This window comes from Kitasatospora sp. MBT66, assembly GCF_000710405.2.
Lineage (GTDB): Bacteria > Actinomycetota > Actinomycetes > Streptomycetales > Streptomycetaceae > Kitasatospora > Kitasatospora purpeofusca.
This window is the reverse complement of record NZ_JAIY01000001.1, coordinates 284907-303745: the sequence shown is the minus strand read 5'-3', so window position 1 is coordinate 303745 and position 18839 is coordinate 284907. Positions and strand designations below refer to the sequence as shown.

Annotated in this window: 18 protein-coding genes and 1 pseudogene; 3 read left to right on the top strand and 16 right to left on the bottom strand. The window is 69.5% G+C overall.

Annotation, left to right across the window (positions count from 1 at the left end; genetic code table 11):
- Positions 1-394: 394 nt before the first annotated feature.
- From BI06_RS49110 to BI06_RS01390, 4 genes are all read right to left on the bottom strand, one after another.
- Positions 395-922, bottom strand: coding sequence for a hypothetical protein (locus BI06_RS49110; RefSeq protein ID WP_149030228.1), 528 nt, complete (start codon positions 920-922; stop codon positions 395-397).
- Between the two features lie 239 nt (positions 923-1161).
- A complete protein-coding gene (locus BI06_RS49105; protein ID WP_149030227.1) occupies positions 1162-1431 on the bottom strand; it encodes a hypothetical protein in 270 nt (89 codons plus the stop codon).
- Between the two features lie 145 nt (positions 1432-1576).
- Entirely contained in the window at positions 1577-2149 is a 573-nt protein-coding gene (locus tag BI06_RS01395) for a restriction endonuclease (protein WP_369826031.1), read from the bottom strand.
- The gene (locus BI06_RS01390) at positions 2149-2352 is read right to left on the bottom strand and encodes a hypothetical protein (protein ID WP_043463971.1); all 204 of its coding nucleotides are present in this window, start codon (positions 2350-2352) and stop codon (positions 2149-2151) included. The genes BI06_RS01395 and BI06_RS01390 overlap by 1 nt, the downstream gene beginning before the upstream one ends.
- A 502-nt stretch (positions 2353-2854) precedes the next feature.
- Between BI06_RS01390 and BI06_RS01385 the strand changes: the two genes are divergently transcribed.
- Complete coding sequence (locus BI06_RS01385; RefSeq protein ID WP_043464185.1) at positions 2855-3337, top strand: ATP-binding protein; 483 nt, start codon at positions 2855-2857, stop codon at positions 3335-3337.
- 14 nt (positions 3338-3351) lie between these two features.
- Here BI06_RS01385 and BI06_RS01380 read toward each other — a convergent pair whose 3' ends face one another.
- From BI06_RS01380 to BI06_RS01355, 6 genes and pseudogenes are all read right to left on the bottom strand, one after another.
- Complete coding sequence (locus tag BI06_RS01380) at positions 3352-3954, bottom strand: hypothetical protein (RefSeq protein ID WP_043463969.1); 603 nt, start codon at positions 3952-3954, stop codon at positions 3352-3354.
- Between the two features lie 35 nt (positions 3955-3989).
- Positions 3990-4748 (bottom strand): annotated as a pseudogene (locus BI06_RS01375) (transposase); the annotation flags it as partial.
- Positions 4749-4791: 43 nt separating this feature from the next.
- Positions 4792-5649: a hypothetical protein gene (locus BI06_RS01370; RefSeq protein WP_043463967.1), complete on the bottom strand. Its 858-nt coding sequence runs from the start codon at positions 5647-5649 to the stop codon at positions 4792-4794.
- A complete protein-coding gene (locus BI06_RS01365; protein WP_043463963.1) occupies positions 5646-6884 on the bottom strand; it encodes a hypothetical protein in 1239 nt (412 codons plus the stop codon). The genes BI06_RS01370 and BI06_RS01365 overlap by 4 nt, the downstream gene beginning before the upstream one ends.
- On the bottom strand, positions 6881-7594 hold the full coding sequence (locus BI06_RS01360; RefSeq protein WP_043463960.1) for a hypothetical protein: 714 nt from the start codon (positions 7592-7594) through the stop codon (positions 6881-6883). Before BI06_RS01360 ends, BI06_RS01365 begins: the two co-directional genes overlap by 4 nt.
- Positions 7591-8742: a vegetative cell wall protein gene (locus BI06_RS01355; RefSeq protein ID WP_043463957.1), complete on the bottom strand. Its 1152-nt coding sequence runs from the start codon at positions 8740-8742 to the stop codon at positions 7591-7593. Before BI06_RS01355 ends, BI06_RS01360 begins: the two co-directional genes overlap by 4 nt.
- A gap of 145 nt (positions 8743-8887) precedes the next feature.
- Here BI06_RS01355 and BI06_RS01350 point away from each other — a divergent pair, with 145 nt between their 5' ends.
- Together BI06_RS01350 and BI06_RS01345 are read left to right on the top strand one after the other, a co-directional pair.
- Positions 8888-9841, top strand: coding sequence for a helix-turn-helix transcriptional regulator (locus BI06_RS01350; protein ID WP_233289969.1), 954 nt, complete (start codon positions 8888-8890; stop codon positions 9839-9841).
- Positions 9838-10401, top strand: a complete 564-nt coding sequence (locus tag BI06_RS01345; protein ID WP_043463952.1) for a peptide deformylase — start codon at positions 9838-9840, stop codon at positions 10399-10401. The genes BI06_RS01350 and BI06_RS01345 overlap by 4 nt, the downstream gene beginning before the upstream one ends.
- A gap of 250 nt (positions 10402-10651) precedes the next feature.
- On the opposite strand, the gene BI06_RS01340 is transcribed toward BI06_RS01345, so the two are convergent.
- The 6 genes from BI06_RS01340 to BI06_RS01320 all read right to left on the bottom strand — a co-directional run bounded on the left by BI06_RS01340 (position 10652) and on the right by BI06_RS01320 (position 18770).
- A complete protein-coding gene (locus tag BI06_RS01340; protein WP_158516363.1) occupies positions 10652-13060 on the bottom strand; it encodes a hypothetical protein in 2409 nt (802 codons plus the stop codon).
- 851 nt (positions 13061-13911) lie between these two features.
- Positions 13912-14097 carry a hypothetical protein gene (locus BI06_RS01335; RefSeq protein WP_043463946.1) on the bottom strand — a complete coding sequence of 62 codons (186 nt, stop codon included), beginning with the start codon at positions 14095-14097 and terminating at the stop codon, positions 13912-13914.
- A complete protein-coding gene (locus BI06_RS49100; RefSeq protein WP_149030224.1) occupies positions 14094-14588 on the bottom strand; it encodes a hypothetical protein in 495 nt (164 codons plus the stop codon). Before BI06_RS49100 ends, BI06_RS01335 begins: the two co-directional genes overlap by 4 nt.
- Entirely contained in the window at positions 14575-16596 is a 2022-nt protein-coding gene (locus BI06_RS01330) for a polymorphic toxin-type HINT domain-containing protein (RefSeq protein ID WP_043463943.1), read from the bottom strand. The genes BI06_RS49100 and BI06_RS01330 overlap by 14 nt, the downstream gene beginning before the upstream one ends.
- 444 nt (positions 16597-17040) lie before the next feature.
- Positions 17041-17526 (bottom strand): ComF family protein, encoded by a 486-nt coding sequence (locus BI06_RS01325; protein WP_233289968.1) that lies wholly within the window; start codon positions 17524-17526, stop codon positions 17041-17043.
- Between the two features lie 254 nt (positions 17527-17780).
- Positions 17781-18770 (bottom strand): DNA-processing protein DprA, encoded by a 990-nt coding sequence (locus BI06_RS01320; RefSeq protein WP_051740078.1) that lies wholly within the window; start codon positions 18768-18770, stop codon positions 17781-17783.
- Positions 18771-18839 lie beyond the last annotated feature (69 nt).

Sequence of the window (18839 nt, the reverse complement as noted above, 5' to 3'; positions counted from 1 at the left end):
CCCTCGGAAACAGGTACTCAGGGGACATGGCCACCAGTGTGGCAGCCCACACGAGCCCGGCAGCCGGGCCGGCGGGCAAGCGGCCGGGCGGCGGCCCGGCCCGGCCGGAGGGCAGGCGGGCGGACGACGACGGGCCGGCGGCGGACGGGCGGCCGCGGCGGGCCCCGCCCGGCCGGAGGGCCGCAGCCGGGTGGGCTGTACGGGCGAGAGGCCGTGACGCGGAACGCCATCGAACCTCCTACCCATCTGGTGCTCGCCGCATCCAGTCTGACCTTCGGACCGCATGCATTCCCGCGATCAGCCGAAAACTGCTGCGGCCTGCCGGACTGGCCGGCAGGCCGCAGCGAAGAATCAAAACCGAAGGAGGGAACAATGCAGAGGAGTCACCAAGGCACTACGGCCTTGCCGAAAGGGCGTAGACCGTCATCACGTCGACACCCGAGTAGTCAATGACAACCTTGATGCTCGGGCTCTTCATGTCATCGTCCTTTGCAGGAACCATCTTGCCTTTCACCGACTGCGCGTTACCGATGGACCAGCCGGTGAGGTCGAGATCGCTCGAAGTGAACTCGACAACACCTGAATTCAAGTCTTTTTCACTGATTCCGATACTCGAAAGAAAGAGATCGCGACCCTCTGGCCCAATCTTGAAGGTCACCCAGAGCTCTCCGCCACCACTTTCTCGCTGGAACCCGTGGGAGACAGCCGTTGCGCCAGCCGGAACGGCTATTCCGTATCGTTCTTGGCGCTCTTTGCTGGGCGCCCCTGCGATCGTCAATTGTCCCCTGGCAATCGAGCTCGGCGACGCCGAGCCAACGCGTTCGGGCCTGCTCTCCGCCACACTTGCACTTGTACACGACGCAGCGGTCAGCATCGACACACCCACCAGGAATACAGTCAGCGTCTTCCTGTCAATTGTCACCGAGGGGCCCCTCGCATTATGGATGAGCCGAACACATCAAAGTCCCTCGCCAATCCAACAGTATTGAAATGGGCAATCTCCGGCCGAGTCATCTGAAGCCATACCTTATGCAAATCATCACGCCCCTCACTGGGCGCACCCCAGTCGCAGCGCTTCCTGATCTCAAGCTTGTATTCCGCAATCGCCCCACCCTGGCTCACGCCCGTGGCTCTCCACTGAAAGTTGTTCAGAGCATAGAATCAACCGATACTGGACGCCCCGTCAGTCTCCACCGGGCGGGTCCTTTGCCAGCCGGAATCAAATGCTCCATTCTTGACGGCATCGCCGGTCAAGTAACCTTTAACATCCTTTTTGAAATTCGGGATCTCACTGATCATGCTGCTTGGATTAAGTTCGACCGGCGTCCCACTTGCATCCAGCCAGTGGCGCACAAGACTGGCGGCGATATCATACGAGTTCGGCGCTCCCAACAATGCCTCACCGCTCAATCCAGCAGAAACTTGGTACATCCAGAGCCTGATCTTTTGATCATGAGGGCCCGGTGCAGGCAGCCGGGCGGCCGAGACGGCGCCTGGGCGTACGGGCCGGCAGTCGCAGCAGGTCATGCAGGGCGAGACCGTGCTCGGCCCACAGGCGGAGCCGGTCGCGGTCGACTCAGTGCACCGCGTGCTTCTCGCCCCATGCCTTCGCGTCGCGGGTGAACGTGCCGTTGGTGACCACGACCGAGATGTCGGCACCGTGCGCCGGGCCTGCGGTGCCCTTGACCTGGTACATCACCTGGGAGCCGACCTTCGCGCCGACCTTGGTGTGCTTGGCCTGGACCACGATCCGGCCGAGCGCCGGGTGCTGGCCGATCACGTCGGCGGCCTGGTCGCCCTGCTGGCCGACCTTCCGGGCGCTCCAGCCGTCCCGCACCAGCAGGTCCCGCAGCGCGAACTCGAACTCCTGGTCGCTGAGGGCGTCGATGCCGGCCAGGCTGAGCCGCAGCGTCGCCAGCCGCTCCACCCGGGCTCGGCCCGCTGCCTTGCGCCGTACCCACCACGCCACCGTGCCGGCGGCGGCCACCGCCGCGAGTACCGCCAGGACGGGCCAGTAGCGCGCGGCGGCCCGGGCACCGGCCTCGGCCGCCTGGAAGAGCACGACCGCCGCCGCGAGGACGACGAGCCCGGCCGGGGCGAGCTCGGTGGCGCCGCGCGGCCGACGCAGCCGGCGCCGCCTGCGGGCCATCAGTGCGCCGCGGGGGCGGTGGCCGCAGGCGCGGGGGTGCTCGGCGTGGCCGGGCTGGTGTCGCTGAATCCGATGAAGTGTCCCCACAGCCACACAGCCGCGCAGATCCCGGCGATGGTCCAGCCGCTCATCTTCTTGGCGCTGGGCCGCGGGTTGCGGCGGATGTGGCTGCGGACGACGTGGTATCCCTCGGGTACCGGCATCGGATGTTCCCCTCCCGTCGGCGGGCCGCACCGCGCGGCCTGTCTGGTCATTGATGTACCAGCGCCCCACGACAGGAACCGACGGATCATCGGCAAGTGATCGCCGCTCTGGTCGTGTTCCGGACAGCCCGTCGTCGAAACCCGGATGTCAGGATCCGGCCCCGAACACCACCGGTGACCTTGTGTGATCGAACGACCCCGTGGAGCGCGCGCTCGAAGCTGGGCAAGGGGGTTCGCATGTCCCGGGACCGGGAGAGGCGCCCTGACCTGCGCGGATACCGGGTCGACAGCGACGTGGGCGTCCTGGGCATGGATATGGCGAGAACCGGCGGCGTACTCCGGTGGTACGGGCTGGGGCTGTTCGCGCCGGTTCCGCCGCTGTCCGGGGCTCGTGAGGAGGATGATGGGCAGCAGCCGCCTGTGGGCCGGGCGGCGGGAGTCGATGGGAGTTCGCGTGGGGACACACGGAGTGGTCGACCGGTCGGCCGGTGACAGGGGGCCGGTGGTTTACCTCCTGGTCGGGCTGACGGGGTCGGGCAAGACCACCTACGCGACCCAGGCACTGGAACCGGCCGGTGCGGTCCGGCTGTCGGTGGACGAGCTGGTGCACGAGCGGCACGGCCGCTACGGCGTGGACTACCCCGAGCACCGGTACTTCGATCTGGAGGCCCCGGTGGTTGTCGAGGTCCGCGAGCGCCTGGCCGAGCTGGTCGCGGCCGGGACGGACGTGGTGCTCGACCACGGGCTGTGGCTCCAGCGGGACCGCGAGGAGTGGAAGAAGCTCGTCGCCGAGGCCGGCGGCCGGTGGCGGCTGCTGTACTTCCCGGTGCCCAAGGACGAACTGCTGCGGCGCCTCGAGGAACGCAATGAGCGCGAGGACGCCAACGCGCTGACCGTGACGGCCAGCGCGTTGGACGACTTCTACGAGCGGTTCGACGTCCCCGAGGGTGAGGGCGAGGAGATCGTTGCCCCGGGGTCGTTCTAAGGGCTGTCCCGTAACTAAGGTGTGGACTTCATGCCTCGGACATGGACCACCCGGTCGGGTTCGCCCAGGCCAGCGCGGTTGATCCGGCCACTTCCGCGGTCGACGCCCTCAGTCGCGAAGCGTTCTTGCAGCTCAGGTGGGGCGAGCGGCGTCTCGAAGCCCTCACTGAGGCCTCGCCCGTCGTCGGTGTACTCGTAGCGAAGGGCGTAGACCTTCCCCTCGTACAGCCACTCACAGCGGACCAACGGCCGTGCGAGGACCACCTCGAACCAGTCGGCCGTCCGGTGGGCCGCCTCCGTGGGGGTGCCGGCTGAGGTGAAGGTGAACTCAGTCGGTGCGTCGGGACGACTGAAGTTCTGGTTGTGGAGCTTGTCCGCGCGCACGTTGGTGCCGTCGTAGTGGGCTCCGATGGTCAGCACACCCTGGTGGCGCTCCGGGTCGCCGATGTCCAGATAGGCCAGCAGCTCGCCGAAGCAGGTGTGGCACGGGGGCAGCAGGACCGTGTCGAGCGGGTCCACCGACCAGGAACGCGCGCGTGCAGAAAGCACTGCCGCGAACTCCTGCTGCGCGGAGGTCAGGTCGTCCTTGTCGTGCTCGAACCAGGGGATTTCTTCCACGGTTGCACCTTAGCGAGACAACCGTGTTGGCTGGTGAGGAGGAGATTGTGGAGGCGGGCGATGCCGAGTACGGCGTGGTAGACCCCATCGCCCTTGAGGCGGCAGTCTCGCAGGATCTTCCAAGCCTTCATCCGGGCGAAGACGTGCTCGACGCGTGCGCGGACCTGCTTGTGTTCGCGGTTGTGCTCAACTTGCCACTCGGTCAGGTCACCCCCGCGCGCCCGCCGGTGCGGGATCACCAGGCCTGTTCCCGGGTAGCCGCCGTCGGCGATGGTCGTGGCATTGCCGACGGCGGCCTTGGCACCGGATTCCTCCCATGCCTTGCAGTCGTTGCGGTTGCCCGGGAGGGGGCGGCCGACGATGACAACCCGGCGGGAATGAGCGTCGATGACGACCTGGTGGTTGGTGGAGTATCTGTAGTTCTTGGACGGCGCGGCGATGGTGTGGTCGCGGGTGGGGACCAGGGTGCCATCGACGATCAGCACGGTGTCCTTGCGGAAACGCCGGCGGGGCTTGAGCGCGAGCAGAGGACCGACGTGGTCGATGATCCGGTCGACCGCCGATTTGGACACGCCGAACAGCGGGGCGAGCTGGCGCAGTGTCAGGTTCGTGCGCCAGTAGGCCGCGACCAACAGGACCCGGTCCTCCAGAGACAGGCCCCAGGGCCGGCCCGGCCGCACTCTGTCGGCGCCCTCGCGGCGCAATACCGTCATCAGCTTGCGGAAGTCGCGTACGCTCAGCCCGGTGAACGGGGCTATCCAGAAAGGCTCCGACGCCGTGATCACACCAGCCACGGCAAGATCATCCCATCCGCGACCAGCAGTTACGGGACAGCCCTTAGCCGAAGGACCGCGCGGGCGGGCGCCAGGTGTCCACGAGGTGCTGGGCCTCGTCGGCCCACCAGGTGGGTGTCTGGGCGAGGGTGACCGGCCGCAGCCCCAGCTGCCGGACGCCGATCCGGCCGCCGTTGCGCTGGAGGTGGGCAAGGACTCGGCGGGCCTCGGTATGGCGTGCTTGGGAGAGGGACTTCCAGGTGCAGTCCGCGGAGTGTTCGGCGCGGCGGCGGACGTCGTCGTCGACGCCGTGGCGCCACTTGAAGTGGTGGACCACCACCGGGGGCCGGTTGGCCGGCGGGTGGCCGGGTGCGCGGTGGTTGCCGGAGGCGACCTGCACACTGGAGTGAGCGAGGACGATCTTGCGGGGGTCGCCGCGGACCACGCGGTGGGTGACGAATCCGCCGAGCGGATACGCCGCGTCCAGGCCGTCGGCGGTGTCCCAGCCGGTGAGGGAGCCGTCGGCGGTGACGCGGTCCAGCATCAGCCCGCGCACCGTGCCGCAGCGGTCGGCCTCGGCGTCCGCGATGGTGGTGGTGAGTCCGTCCGGGTAGGTCTGCAGCTCGTCGGAGTCGGCGAGCAGGTGCCAGCCTTCGCCCGCGCCGCGGCGGAGCTCGTCGCGCAGGCCGCCGTTGGTGGTCTCGTGCCACGGCCCGGTGGAGGTGATCCGCGGGGCGAGGCCGAGGTCGCGGCAAGTGGTGAGCAACGCCTGGCGCCGGTCGGCACCGACGTGGTCGGGGAAGTGGAAGGCCAGGTGGAAGCGGGTGATGCCGAGCGTGCGGTAGTGCGTGGTGAAGGCGGTCAGCAACTCGGGTTCGACGGGGCCGATCACCGCGATCACCGGCGGCATGGATGAGGTCATCGGGTGAGGTCTCCGTCTCCGGTCAGTCGGCTGTAGGCGTCGGTGAGGAACTCGGCCTGCTGGGCGGCCGTGGGCAGGCCGAGCGCGCGGGCGTCTGCTGCTGTGGGGCGGCGTGCCGGGTTGAGGTGGGCGGCGTCGAGGGCGCGTGCGAGGTCGGCGGGGTCGCCGGTGGTGAACAGGCGGGCCCAGCCGGAGCCGGCCAGCGCCTGGGTGAGGGCTCGGTCGTGGTCGGAGGCCAGCAACGGAACCTGGTGGCGTACGGCGTCGGTGACCAGGCCGGATTCCTTGGCCACCCCGGGCCGGCGTGCGACGACGGCCAGGTCGGCGGCCGCGTACACGGCCCGGATCTCCGCTTCCTCCGCGCGGCGTGCGATGAGGTGCAGCCGTACCTGCCCGATGGCCTGGATCTCGCCCAGCAGGGCGGCGTCGAGCGGGTGGCCGGCGACCAGCAGGTGCAGGGGCCGGTTCACCTTGCCGAGCGCGGCGGCGACGGTGGGGATGTCCTTGTGCGGCCACCAGCCGCCCACCAGGGCGACGGCCTGCTCGTCCGGCGGGATGCCGAACACGGCCCGGGCGGTCTCCCGTTCCCGCTCGCCGGGCGGGGCCTCGGGGCCGAGGACGGCGAACGCCCGCACCCGGGCTGCCAGGCGCGGCGCGTTGGCGGCGACGTCGACGCGAACGCCATCGGTCGGGCACAGGACCCGCACCGCCGGCCCGCCCGGCCGGTCCAGGCGCCGCAGCCACCCGGCCGGGCCGGTCGAGACCTCGTGGACGAAGCGCAGGTGCGCGAGGCCCCCGAGGCGGGCTGCGCTGTGGTGCAGGGCCTCGCTGGCGGTCAGCACGACCACCGCGGCGGGCCGCTCGTCTCCCAGCACAGTGCGGGCGGTGGCCAGATGGGCGGCCTCGGCCAGGCACCGGGCCAGCAAGGTGACCTGGTGCGGCAGACGCCGCGCCGCCCTGGGCAGCCGGCGGCCGCGGGTGACCCGAATCGCGGCGGCGGCCAGCCGTCCGGTGGCACGGGCCGCAGCCCAGAACACGCGGGCGGCGGGCCCGGCCGGCCGATCGGCCAGCCAGGCGCCGGTGGTGGTGATGGCAGCGGCGGTGTCGTGATCGGTGCCGCCGAGCAGGACGACTACCGCCCGCCCGCGGGCGGCGGCCGCGAGGGCAGCGAGCACACGCGGGGAGTGCCCGGCCGCCCTCGACTCGATCAGCACCAGCCGACCAGGACCGGTCACCGGGCACCGACCGGGAGGGCGGCACCGTGGGCGTGCTGAAAGCGCCCGTGCAGCCAGGACGGATCGTTGATCACCTCGAACCCGGCCGCCTCGGTGCGGTACCCGGTGGCGGCGAAGGAGACGCCCTCGCGGGCGCCGAGAATGGCCCACTCCCCGTACGGGCCATCTCCGCGGTCGGTCCAGGCGGCGATCCGGAACCGCGCGTCGGCCGGGGCGGTGCCATACTCGCAGCCCCGGGCGAGCATCGCACACTCGCGGAAGCCCGCCCTCCAGGCGTGGAACGGGCTCTGATCGAACCGGGTGGTCCCGGCGACGATCTTGGCGAACTCCACCTTCCCGGGCAGCGCGGCGAGCACGTCGACGGCCTCGCCCATCTCCTTCAGCGCCGCCGTCCGTACGAGCTTGAGCCCGCCGTAGCCGTAGGTCAGGCCGTTGACCGGGTTGACGGCCTGCCACACCCGCATCGCGACCCCCTCGTCCAGCGGCGCGACGGCTCCCGGGGCGAAGCGGTCGTCAATCTCGAAGTCGCCGTCGGCGAGGAAGAACGCCTCGGCGTCCGGAAGCTCGGCACACAGCCGGTAGGCACGGCGCATCCCGCGGATGCCGTGCAGGCGCTTGACCGGCCGGCCGAGCACCCGCTCGGAGCGCGCGTGCAGCACGGAGGCGAGCGGCTCGTCGAAGGACAGGAACACCGCGTCGAAGCCGGTCACGCGACGGCCTCCAGGTAGCGGGCGGCGACCACCGCGGGAGCCAGGGCCTCGGTGGACGCCTTGGCGAAGGCGGAGTGACCGGCGTAGAACGCGGGGTCGCCGGTGAGCCGGGCGGTGATCTTCGCAGCCTCGGCGGGGGTGTCGAACAGCAGGTCGGGATGAATGTGCTCGGCCATCCAGCCCAGGCGCGGGGAGATCACGGGCAGGCCCATGGCCTGGCAGTCGATGACCGACAGCGACCACGGGCACGACGGCCGGTACGGGGCGATCCCGAAATGGGAGGAGGCCAGCACCTGCCGGTAGCGGGTCCGGTCGCCGCCGTCGAAGGCCACCTCCACGCCGGGCACGGCCGCGAGCGCGTCGCGGAACCGCTCGGGGCTGGCGTCCAACGCGGTGCGGCCCGGGCGCCGGCTGCCGAACAGATCCATCACCGTCAGCCGCAGCGCGGGCGAGACCAGTTCGACGGCGAGCCGCAGGAACTCCTCGGTGCCGTAGTGCGCGTACAGGCGGTGGTTGTAGACCGCCGCGGCCACGGCACCCTCGATGGGGGCGGGAGCGTCATCGCGGACGAGAGCGGGGTCGCGCGGCGGCGGAACGATCCGCAGCCTTTCCCCGAGTTCCAGCCCGGCACGGCCGGCCGCGACGGTGAGCCAGTGGGCGGCCGTCTCGGAGTGCACCAGCACCCGGTCCAGGGCCGCCACCCCGGCAAGAAAGGTCAGCAGCACCGGGCGGCCGAGCCCCGCGTCGTCCAGCGACGGATCCAACAGCAGGTCAGCGCGTTCGAAGGAGAACGGCAGGTAGTGGCAGTACCCGGCGAGGACGGCGTCGCTGCCGGCCTCCAGCATCGCCGCGCGCACCAGCGGCGCCGACTCGACCTGATTGGCCACCACCACGTCCGGGCGGGTGCGCCGCAGCAGGTCGGCCAGGGCGGCGGTGTCGCCGTCGAACCGGGCCCGGTACTTGGTGCCGGGCACCGCGGTCGGCTCGAAGCCGACGCGTTCGTCGCTCACCGGGGCCGGGGCAGCGAAGACCGCCTTCGCGCCGGCGTCCACCAGGGCGGGCAGCAGGGTGTCGGCCACGACCCAGCCGGAGTCGGCCGACAGCCGGTCCGGGTTCGAGATGTTGAGCAGGTACAGCACCGTCGTCATCAGGGCCCTCCCTCTCCTTGCTCCGCCCGGGGCCGGGCGGGGCGGGTACCAGGACAGCGCGGACTGGGCCCGTGACGGGATGCTGAACTACCATCACTCACGGTTCATTCATGACTCATTGGGGGCGAGCGACCGGATGATTGAGGTGGCCGAACTGGATCCGGTCGAGCAGGCCGCTGGCGCGTTCGCCGCGGAGGTCGCCCACTGGCGTGAGGTGCGGGGCCTGTCCAAGCGCGGCCTCGCCGACAAGATGGGCTTCGACCCCTCCTACGTCAGCCACATGGAGTCCGGCCGCCACCGGCCCACCGAGGAGTTCGCCCGGCTCGCCGACGAGGTCCTCAACGCCGGCAAGGCGATCTGGCGCCGCTGGACCGAGTACGACAGCATCCGCATCCGCGCACGCACCCACCACGCCCCACCGGAACCGCGCCAGCCCGAACAGCCGTACGCCTCGGGCTCCGCGCTGGTCGTCGAACACGACGAAGCCCGGCTCCACTTCGACAACGGCGTCTACCGGCTCACGATGCGCCGACGGCTTCGCAACACCGGCACCGAACCCGTCACCAGGTACCTGATCCGCATCGCCGTCGACCGCTACCCCGGCGAGCCGGAGCGCTCCAACGCCCATTACCGCGAACACCCGCTGACCTGGGACGAACTCGCGCTGAGCGCCCAGTGCCAGGGCGAGGGGATGCGCTGGCAGGCCAAGCACGACCGCGACGCCTTCAAAGAGATTTGGCTGCTGTTCGACAACGACGACGGCCGCTTCCCCCTCTACCCGGGCGACGCCACGTGGATCGAGTACGCCTACAGCGTCACCGAGGACAAGTGGGGCCACTGGTTCCAGCGCGCCGTACGGCTACCCACCCAGCACCTCATGGTCCGCCTCGACTTTCCCGCCGACCTCGACCCGGTCGTCTGGGGCACCGAGACCTCGATGACCGCCGAAGCCACACCGCTCCGTACCGCGCCCCAGCGCCAGGAGGCCGGCAGCCGGCGGACCTTCGACTGGTCCACCGTCGATCCCACCCTGCACGCCCGCTTCCGCCTCGAATGGCGCTTCCGGAACCAGCAGCAACCCAGCAAGGAGTACAGGTGATCGAGGTGCGGCCCAGCCAGCACATGCAGAATCTCGGCGTCGTCCAGCGGGGCGCCAGCATCCTCCACCGGCCCGCCGCTCCGTTCGACCTGCCAACGGAACGCAACGGTGCCCAGGCCGTCATCGACCAACTCTTCGCCGCCGTCGAACAGATCGGCCGCGTCCACTCCTTCGCCAAGGGCATGGGACTCGCCGCCCCGCAGATCGGCCTCGACCGCGCCGCCGCCCTCGTCCTCTCCCCGGACCCGGCTGCCGAACCGATCATCTTGCTCAACCCCCGTGTCACCGCCGCCAGCGAGGACGTCGACGAGCAGTACGAGGGCTGCCTGAGCTTCTTCGACGTCCGCGGCATCGTCCCGCGGCCTCTGCACTTCGAGGTCACCTCCACCGACCTCGACGGATCCGACAAAACCGTCGCCTACGAGCGCGGCCTGGCCCGACTCATCGCCCACGAGATCGATCACCTCGACGGCCTGCTCTATACCGACCGCATGCGCCCCGGCATCAACCCGATCCCCGTCGAGGAGTACCGCGGCACCGGATCCACCTGGACCTACTGACCTCTGCAGCGCGGGCGCGGCTACACCTGACGGCCGTCCGCCGGTTGATGGCGGACGGCCGTGAACGCCTGATGCTGCCCCGCTCAGGCCGAACGGTCTCGCCGGCGGCCAGGTAGCAGCGGGCGGGCCAGCCACACCCCCAGGTGACGGGCGAACCGAGCAGGGCCGCTCAGCAACTGCGCGGACAGGCCGCAGGTTGGCCAGGGTGACGGCCGCCGAGCGGAACGGCCACCGCGCAGGCATTGTCCTCCTACGACTCCAGCCTGTTGTCCCTAGCGCTCGTGACAGGTGTACCGGTGGTCGCCAGGCGCAGTTGCCGTACGACGGTCTGTGCGACCCGGTTGGCTGCCACCGAAGCCGGCCCGGAGCGGTGGCTCAGCAGTTCGGGCGTAGGGGCCTCGCGGAGGTCCGTCTGCTCAGGCCACAGCAGGACATCCGCGAGGCCCTCCGGGAGGGCCTTTCGGACGGCGGCGAGCCGATGGTGCGGAAATTGCGTCTCGCGTCCCATGAGCGCGAGGACGCCAGTGGTCTCCGGCCGTTGCCAGACGGCCATGGTCAGTGCCTGCGCGGTCTGTTCGGCCGGCACGTCGCGGTGCCGGTGCTCGATCATGTCCGCCCACCCGCTGACCAGATCGTCGCCGGCCTCCCGTGCCGCTGCCCAGACACCCCGCTTCTCGTGCCACAGCCGGGGTCCCCAGCGCTCGACGGCCGGCTCCTGGACCTCGTCGAGCAGGCCGTCGACGGTGCGATCGGCTCGGGACGTGAGTTCCTGGACGATCTCCTCGAGCGGGCGCGTGAGCCACTCGGTGGTGGCCGCCGTCCACTGGGCGCCATGGCGCATCTGTCCCTCCGGGGCGAGGAACTCGACCAGCGCGCGCTGTCGTTCACGGGTTCGCGGGTCACCGGGTGTGGGGAGCTGGGCCGGGAAGGGCGTGTCGAGGTCGATCGTCACGCTGTCCGACCAGGTCTCGTTCCACCAGTCCTTGACATCCTCGGGGTCCGACGGGTCGTAGGGCAGGTCGCCCTCGCCGTCGGGTTCGGCATCGGCGGCCGCAGGGTCCCGGGACCACAGAAGGTCCACGAGCTCCTGGTGCTCGCCGCTGTCCGGAAGGGCAGAGGCCTGGTACCACTGCAGTTCCTCGGTCAGCAGGTTGAGCAGGCGCCGGCGGTCGGTGTGGGCCGTGGGAGCCCGGTGGAAGTACTCGTCCGCCCGCTGGCTCAGCCACTCGAAGAAGCGGACTTCCTCGGGCCGGTGGTCCACCCTCTCCACGTACCCCCAGTCCCTGACGCTGTACTTGGCGAGGAGGACGGCGATGTCGGCGGACGAGGCCAGCGCGCGGTGCTGGTAGTCGGTGCCGGCATCGATGAGGACGACATCGAACTCGGCACGTGCGGCCGTGACCTGCCGCTCTGCGATCTCCCGGGTGAGGGAGCCGAGCATGATCGGCTGCCGCAGGACACCACCGGGCAGAGGCGCCCACACCCCCGGCTGCGGGGGCCCCACACGGAAGGCCGCGAACACCCCGACCGGGTCGTCGCCGGCCAGGACCACCACGCGAACACCGGAACGCGCCAGCGCGCCGGCCAGCGCCAGCACCAGCGTGGTGCAGCCCCGGCCCCCTCGCCCGTCCGCCGAGGCGACGGCCACCACGCCCCTGACCTGTTCCGCTGCCTCCGGTGCCACCGACCGCGGCACCAAGTGGTCGGGCTTGGGGCCGCGGACCTCCTCGCCCGTCGGCGCGAGCGACCGCCACCCGGGCGCGCCGCCCAGGAACAGACCGGCACGGCGCAGCGCACGGCTCCACCGCGGCCCGTCGTCGCCGATTTCCGCCCGCAGTGCGCGCCACGCGGCGATCTCACGTTCGTGCTGGTGGTCGAGGTCCCACAAGGGGGTGAGGCCGTTCTGCTCGGCTGCCAGCGTCGCGGCGGTGACGTGCTCGCGGGCGACCGTCGCACTGGTGCGCCGGCTGGGGAGCACATCGAGGGCGGCGTGCTCTCCGAGCCGCCCGAGCCACAGGTACGGGCCGGCCCGGTCGACGAAGGCGCGCAGGCCCGGAATCCCGACGATCGTGCTGTCGGCGGTCAGGCTCGGCAGCAGACGGGCGAGTACGCTCCCGTGGAGCCCGCTGGCGGGCAGGAGGACCAGTTCGTCCGCGCCCGGACTCGTACCCGCGAGGCCGAAGAAGGTTCCTGCCGCGTCGACCGGGGGCAGGCCACCGGCGGTGGGCCGTGCCAGGGTGAGGAGAGCGGCTGCCTCCAGCCGGATCTGCTGGGGGTCGTCGGCGTCCGGGACGAGGCCTCGGTAGAGGCCGTTGCGCCGGAGCCAGTGATGGGCCTGGGTGTACGACTCCCCTGTGTACCGGGTGCGCAGAGTCGCGTTGCTGTCCTTCGACATGGAAAGTCCCAACTGCGGCACGACGCCCCGGACCAGCATGCCGCTCAGGGCGTGGTGGTCATCGCACTGACGAAGCGTTCGCCTCTTTCCGTCGCCTGAGCGCAGCAGGTCCGGGCCGCGATGCGCAGACGGTGGCAGCAGTCCCTGCCGTCGCCGACGGTACACGGTGTTGAGCGCGGTCGGGACCGATCCGAGCTTTTTACGAAGTAAGTTACATCGCCTGGCAGGTGCAGCCCGGGTCCCCGCACGGCGTGCCAGCGACATTGGGCGGCAACAGGCGATCCGGGTCTGCGGCGACGGCCCGCCCCCGGGGTCATGGCGGGCGGGCCGGTGGGCGCCTGCAACCCGGTGGGAGCGGGCAGGGCGACGGGGTCGCGGACCTGGTGGCCGAGCACTCCTGACCCCCTGGCCGAGGAGCCGCTGGCGCGGATCCGTTGGCCGTCCTGCCGCCAGGCGCCGGCCGCGCTGCGCTGTAGGGTCGCACGATGCACCACCAGCACCCCGGCGACCAGCAGGAACACCTCTCCTCCCCCGTCGCCGCCGAGTCGGCCGCCGACGACAGGACGCTGTGGAACGAGACGGCCACTGCCCTCGCGGCCGTCGGCATCGTCCAGGTTGGAGACGGACGCCCCGGGCGGGGGCGGCGGCCGGACCGCGGGGCTGGATGGTGGAGCAGCCGGGGCGGGCAGGAGCGGGTGTGGAGCGCGGTGTCCCCCGGGGACGGGTGCGCTGCGTGTCGACGTCGCAGTGCGTGCCCGGCCCGGGGAACGACCTCGGCGCTAGAAGGTTCTCCGGCCCCGTCCGAAGGGACGGTCGGATCTGGCCCGAGCGCCCGGGCCAGGCTGGTGCCAAGGCTACTGGGCAGGGAGAACAGGGCGTAGCGATGACGGCCGGCTTCACCTGATCGGGTGACCCACAAGTCAACGCCCGGACAGGCTGGCAGGCGACGGGCCCAGCAGCAGCCCGGCCGGAGGCGGCGGGGCGGACGGGCGGCGGCCGGACAGCCCAGCACAGCGGCGCGGCGGGGCGGCCCGGGTCGGGCCGGGCGGGACGGGCCCCGGGCGGCGGGCAGCCCGGCCCCCTGGGCGGCCAGGAGCCGGGCGGCGACGATCAGGTCAACGCCGATTGGCAGAACGCCGCTTGAGAGTCCGCTCGTAGTCCTGAAAGCGCGCCTTCGCGATGACCCGGCGGCTGGCATCGCGCAGCACGATCCCCTCCGCCCCGCCCACCGCTCCATCGTCGAGCGCGACCCGAGTGGCAGGAATGACCTCACCCAACCACCGGTGCATCCACTTGATCATTTGTCGGCCCTCAAACGGTCAGCCGCAATTCGACGAATCCTCTTCGTTCTTCCGTGTTCAGAAATTCTGGACAGAACTAGACGATCGCTCGCCGACTTCGCCACCCTCAACTGCAGCCAATCAGACCAGCCCTCCAGGTCAGCCTGTTCTACTGTGACTCCGGGAGAGGTGAGCGATTCGAAAATATCTAGCTCTCGCGCCCTGATCTCAGCAAATTTACGCACCTGGGGCTGAATGAGCTCAACCCACCGCGCTCTGGTCGAGCAGTCAACCCTTTCAAGCATCATAACGACCGCAGCCGAGGAAATTGAAGGATCGGGTTCGATCTCGACTGCTCGGTACATCTTCTCCACCACCCCTGGGTGGTCGGCGGCCCTTCGATAGATTTCCCATCTGCCGTGGCCATCTTGCCAGCTGGAGGCGTCGAGCCCCAGCGTACTGGCAAGCTCTTGGATCAATTCCTTCAGGGTCTCGCGCTCAGCACCCACCATTGGCCTTAAACTTTGCCATCGAGGCGCGAATATTACCTCGAATCAGTTTGATATTGTCATCAATCACTTTCTGCTGATTCTTCGAGAGGGCCGGGTCACCCTTCAGTGGCTTTCCATTCTGCCCGATGCGGACCTCATCACCGCGCCCCTGGACGTGCGCATGCGGTGGCGCATGGTCATTTGAGTATATCTGAATAGTGACACCGCCCTGGTTTACGATGGTGCCCACGCCGGGATAGTCGTCGTTATGAACTAGTACTGGCGTTGCTCCCGCCAATACGTAGTACGTGTGGACGCCCTCGACGGTCAGGTCGTACGTCGCCTGAATCTGCTCGTACTTACTGGTATTGACGACCTCGACTGGCACGCCGAAGGCTGTAAGCAGTCTACTCCCGGGGCGAATGTCACCGGCGTTTATCCAGCGCCGCTGATCCAAGAGCCAAAATGGATGAGTGTTGGTTGCCGTGACTTCTGAGTTGCCAGTGGGTGTGGTCAGGGCCAGGCGCGTGAAGTATTTGTCTCCACTCGTGGCTATCGTGTCCGTCACCGGCCGTGCGGCAGTCATGCCGGTTTCTGGGTCGGTGGCGAGAACCCGGTCGCCGATACGGATTTCCTCGATGGCTCGGTGGGTTCCATCGGCGAGGAGGACCGGCGTTCCGGGCAGGAAGCTGTGAGTGGGTGCACATTCCTTGTTCTGCTTACCGCGCTGGACTCGTTCGACAAGTGCATCAACCTCGGCTCCCACCAGGGCATGAGCGTCGATTATTGCGTTGGCGCGAGATGAAAACCGGACTGTAACGGTGCCCCCGGCAGAGTTCGCTTGACTCTGAGCCTGAGCCTTGTACTTCGCGTCAATGGCGGCGAAGACCGGGCCGGCCTCCGGCACGGAGCAGGAGAGGCTGCCAGAGGTGGCGCTACCGCTAACTGCGAACGTGCTGGGTGCAGTTGTGCACGAGCCGGCAGGCTGGCCGTCAATGGTCACGGTCGCACGCATACTGGCGGTGACCTTGCCGCCGGTGATGCGTGTCTTGGCACTGGCGCTCACGGTCCCCTTGAACGTCTCCTGGACTGTGCAGCCCCCGGTGCCGCACTGGAGGTCGCCTCCGGAGCTGAGCTGGAGGTCGATCCCGCCGTCGACTGCGTCGACGAGCTGCTTGGTGTAGCGCTCGAGGGTGTCATACATCTGGACCGCTTCGTCACCGGCCAGAGGAAGTAGGTCGATCCCGTTGGAACCGTCGGTGAGTGACTTTATGAGCGGGCCAGCGGTCACCTTCGGTGCGACTGCCTGTGGCGACTTCGTCTGCTTCAGCTGCTCGATCTGTTCGTGGACACTGACTGGCTCCAGCCGCAGGACGCGGTACGGCGCGTTTTTCGACACGATGAGGCGGCCCAACGCAGTATCGGCACGCAGCGCAGGTACCCCGGCCACAGTGATGGTAGGGAGATTCGGGTCGTTGGGATCCGGTAGGCGCTTCACCTCGTCAAGAGCGTCCTGAAGCTGAAAGGCGAGTTCGGATGGGGTTCCGTACAGGTCGAGGATCTCGTTGTCCTGGGCGTCTCCGCCGAGCCTGTCGATGGTCCACTTGCCGAGGCCCTTACTCACGGGGTCCTTCTGCCACCTGGAGTAGGTGGCCCCGTTGACTCGAAGGACGTCACGGGTCAGATCGTCCAGCTTTCCGCCGTAGCCGAGGTTGCCGACTTGGTCGCCGTACGCAGTGACCGTGACCTCTCGTTGGGTGGAAGATCCAACCATCTCGGTGGCCCTGTAGCGCAGGCCTTGTGCCTCTGCCAGATTGTCGATCGCCTGGATGAAGGGATCGCGATTGCCCTTCGGTTCCCCTTCAGGAGAGTCTGCCGCGGTCAGCCATACGGTCAGGCCCGCAAGGAGCGCGAGAACCACGACGCCGACGCCGGCGAGCAGCAGCGGACCTCGGGGCGTGCGGCCGGGGCTTGGCTGCAGCGTGTCATTGGACAGTGGCTGCCCCTGCTCGGAACCCAGTTCTGTCACGACTCCCCCATCGCGAAGCCCCACCCACTGTCATCCGACAGGCGTGGCGAGCGTGTTCCTCGGCCTGCCCTAGCGCAGGTGCGAGAACGGCAGGTTCTCAGAACTTCCTGGCCGATGTACGTCAATGAGGCCGGTTGTCCGGATCTGATCCAATGGCTGCGGACGTGGGCAGGGAGCTCGAAGCATCGGGCCATCCGGTGGGCAGCGTCCGCCGTGGCCTAGGCCTGGCATGGCCGCGTCGAAAAGCGGCAGGTCAAAGCAGTTTCGGGGCGCCCACATCGCGGTCTACGATGCGGGACACAGCGGTCCCACCACGCATCCAGCGGATCGCGAGCAGTTGCGGCCGGTTCCTCCAGACGGGCTGCCTCCGGCCGGGACGCCGGGCACCCCCCGCCTCTGGCGTCCCGGCCGATCGAGCGCGCTGCCTCTGCCCCCGCGGTGGGTCTACCTCCAGGGTGCTCGAGCCAGGACCAGGCCGCGCACTTCACGCGCACCGTGTTGCCTCAGCAGCCTGGAGACTGTCGCCATCTGGGCACCGGTCGTGAAGACGTCGTCGACCAGCAGCACGCTGGCGCCGTTCACAGCCGATCCGACGTCGATCGCCGCGGCGTGCTGCTCGGCCGCGGTCCATTTGGTCTGCCAGGCGGCGCCGGGTGCCGCGGACGCGGTCGTCGTGCCGGTCTTGGTCAGCACGGGCTTGTCGGGATCTGCGATCGGCCACCGGCCCAGGGCGTTGGCATCTCTGGCCGCTCGCATGATCGCCTCGAGGTGTTGCGGTCGGCGGTCCGGTGAGGTCGGGTTTCCGACGATGAGGTCGATGTCGGCAACCTCCGCAGCGTGGGTGTCCAGCCAGCCAACGATCAGCCGGCCGAAGATCAGTGCCCAGCCCATCTTGGCCTCGTACTTCAGGCGGGGCAGGGTCTGCTTCATCGCCCCGTCGTACATCGCGACCGCGTCGACCCTGGTGAAGTGCCTTTCCTCCAGGGGCCACCCGCAGATGCGGTTCCCGCACAGACCACCCGCAGTCGGAAGGGTCTGGCTGCAGACCAGGCAGTGTGCAGGGGCGACCGGCGGGAGTGTGGCTCCGGCGCACGCCGCGCAGATCGCCGGTGCTCCGGTCAGCTTGTATGCGCAGCTCTTGCAGTCCGGGAAGCCGGCAGGCTCGGGGAGTGGACCGGGCCCGGTCACAGGCCGGCCAGGGCGAGCTGCAGGCGCTGCTGCCCGGCCTGTTGCGCCTGCGTGGCGCTGCCAAGTCTGTCCAGGACGTCTTCGAGTTCGAAGACCTCGATCGCGCGGTGGCCGGCGAGCATGTCCGCGGCCCACGCCTCGGAGGTGGCGAGCGAGTGCAGGAGGAACACCTGCTTGCCGTGCTCGGCCGCGACGCGGGCTTGGAGTTTGGCGCCTGAGGTGCTGGATGCCTCGATGACGACGCTTCCCAGGGTCGATCCGCTCGTGACGACGTTGCGCCGTGGGAAGGTCCACCGCGCCGGGGTCGAGGTGGGCCAGAACTGCGAGAACAATGCGCCGCCGGCGTCGACGATGGAGCGGGCGAGGCTGGTGTTCTCCGCTGGGTAGATCTTCGAGGCGATCCCCGTGCCCATCACCGCGACGGTTCGTCCACCGGACGTCAGGGCTTCCTGGTGGGCTGCGGTGTCGATGCCCTTGGCCAGGCCCGAGTAGATGACAACGTCCGCGTCGACCAGCCCTCGCGTCATCCGGGCGGCTCGGCGCCGGCCGTCCTCGGTGCAGTTGCGCGTTCCGACGACGGCGACCGAGCGCCCGTCCCGGACGGACAGCTCGCCGAGGTGGAAAAGGAACGGCGGCAGGTTCGGGATCAGGCGCAGGTTCGCCGGGTACGCCTCGTCGAGGACAGTGACGAGACGGGCTCCCACGTGTTCGGCTGCTTCCAGCTCGGCGGCGACACGCTCTCGTGCCGCGTCGAGGTGGGGCAGCGCCGAGCGCAGCACGGGCAGGCTCTTGCGAGATGCCGAGGACTGCTCGGGCAGGTCGCCCCCGAGTACCGTCTCGATGCCGGCTGCTGTCTGGCAGGTCCTGGCGAGCAGGCTCCAGTCGACAGAGGTGTCCCCGACCTTGAGGGCGCACAGTGCCAGCAGGTCGTGGTGCAGCTCGGGCAGCTCACTGGGGAGCCTGCCCTGTCCGGTTGTGGGCGACATGATCATTCCTTCTACTCGCGGCCCGATCTGTTCGAAGGGTTCAGCGCACTGCCTTGGGCCTGGGGCCAT

What these genes read in the sequence shown, in the direction of transcription:
- BI06_RS01325 (WP_233289968.1), bottom strand. Translation starts at nt 17,526, where the DNA reads ATGAAGCAGACCCTGCCCCGCCTGAAGTACGAGGCCAAGATGGGCTGG.
- BI06_RS49105 (WP_149030227.1), bottom strand. Translation starts at nt 1,431, where the DNA reads ATGTACCAAGTTTCTGCTGGATTGAGCGGTGAGGCATTGTTGGGAGCG.
- BI06_RS01340 (WP_158516363.1), bottom strand. Translation starts at nt 13,060, where the DNA reads ATGTCGCTGGCACGCCGTGCGGGGACCCGGGCTGCACCTGCCAGGCGA.
- BI06_RS01355 (WP_043463957.1), bottom strand. Translation starts at nt 8,742, where the DNA reads ATGACGACGGTGCTGTACCTGCTCAACATCTCGAACCCGGACCGGCTG.
- BI06_RS01370 (WP_043463967.1), bottom strand. Translation starts at nt 5,649, where the DNA reads ATGACCTCATCCATGCCGCCGGTGATCGCGGTGATCGGCCCCGTCGAA.
- BI06_RS01335 (WP_043463946.1), bottom strand. Translation starts at nt 14,097, where the DNA reads ATGATCAAGTGGATGCACCGGTGGTTGGGTGAGGTCATTCCTGCCACT.
- BI06_RS01390 (WP_043463971.1), bottom strand. Translation starts at nt 2,352, where the DNA reads ATGCCGGTACCCGAGGGATACCACGTCGTCCGCAGCCACATCCGCCGC.
- BI06_RS49100 (WP_149030224.1), bottom strand. Translation starts at nt 14,588, where the DNA reads ATGGTGGGTGCTGAGCGCGAGACCCTGAAGGAATTGATCCAAGAGCTT.
- BI06_RS01395 (WP_369826031.1), bottom strand. Translation starts at nt 2,149, where the DNA reads ATGGCCCGCAGGCGGCGCCGGCTGCGTCGGCCGCGCGGCGCCACCGAG.
- BI06_RS01320 (WP_051740078.1), bottom strand. Translation starts at nt 18,770, where the DNA reads ATGTCGCCCACAACCGGACAGGGCAGGCTCCCCAGTGAGCTGCCCGAG.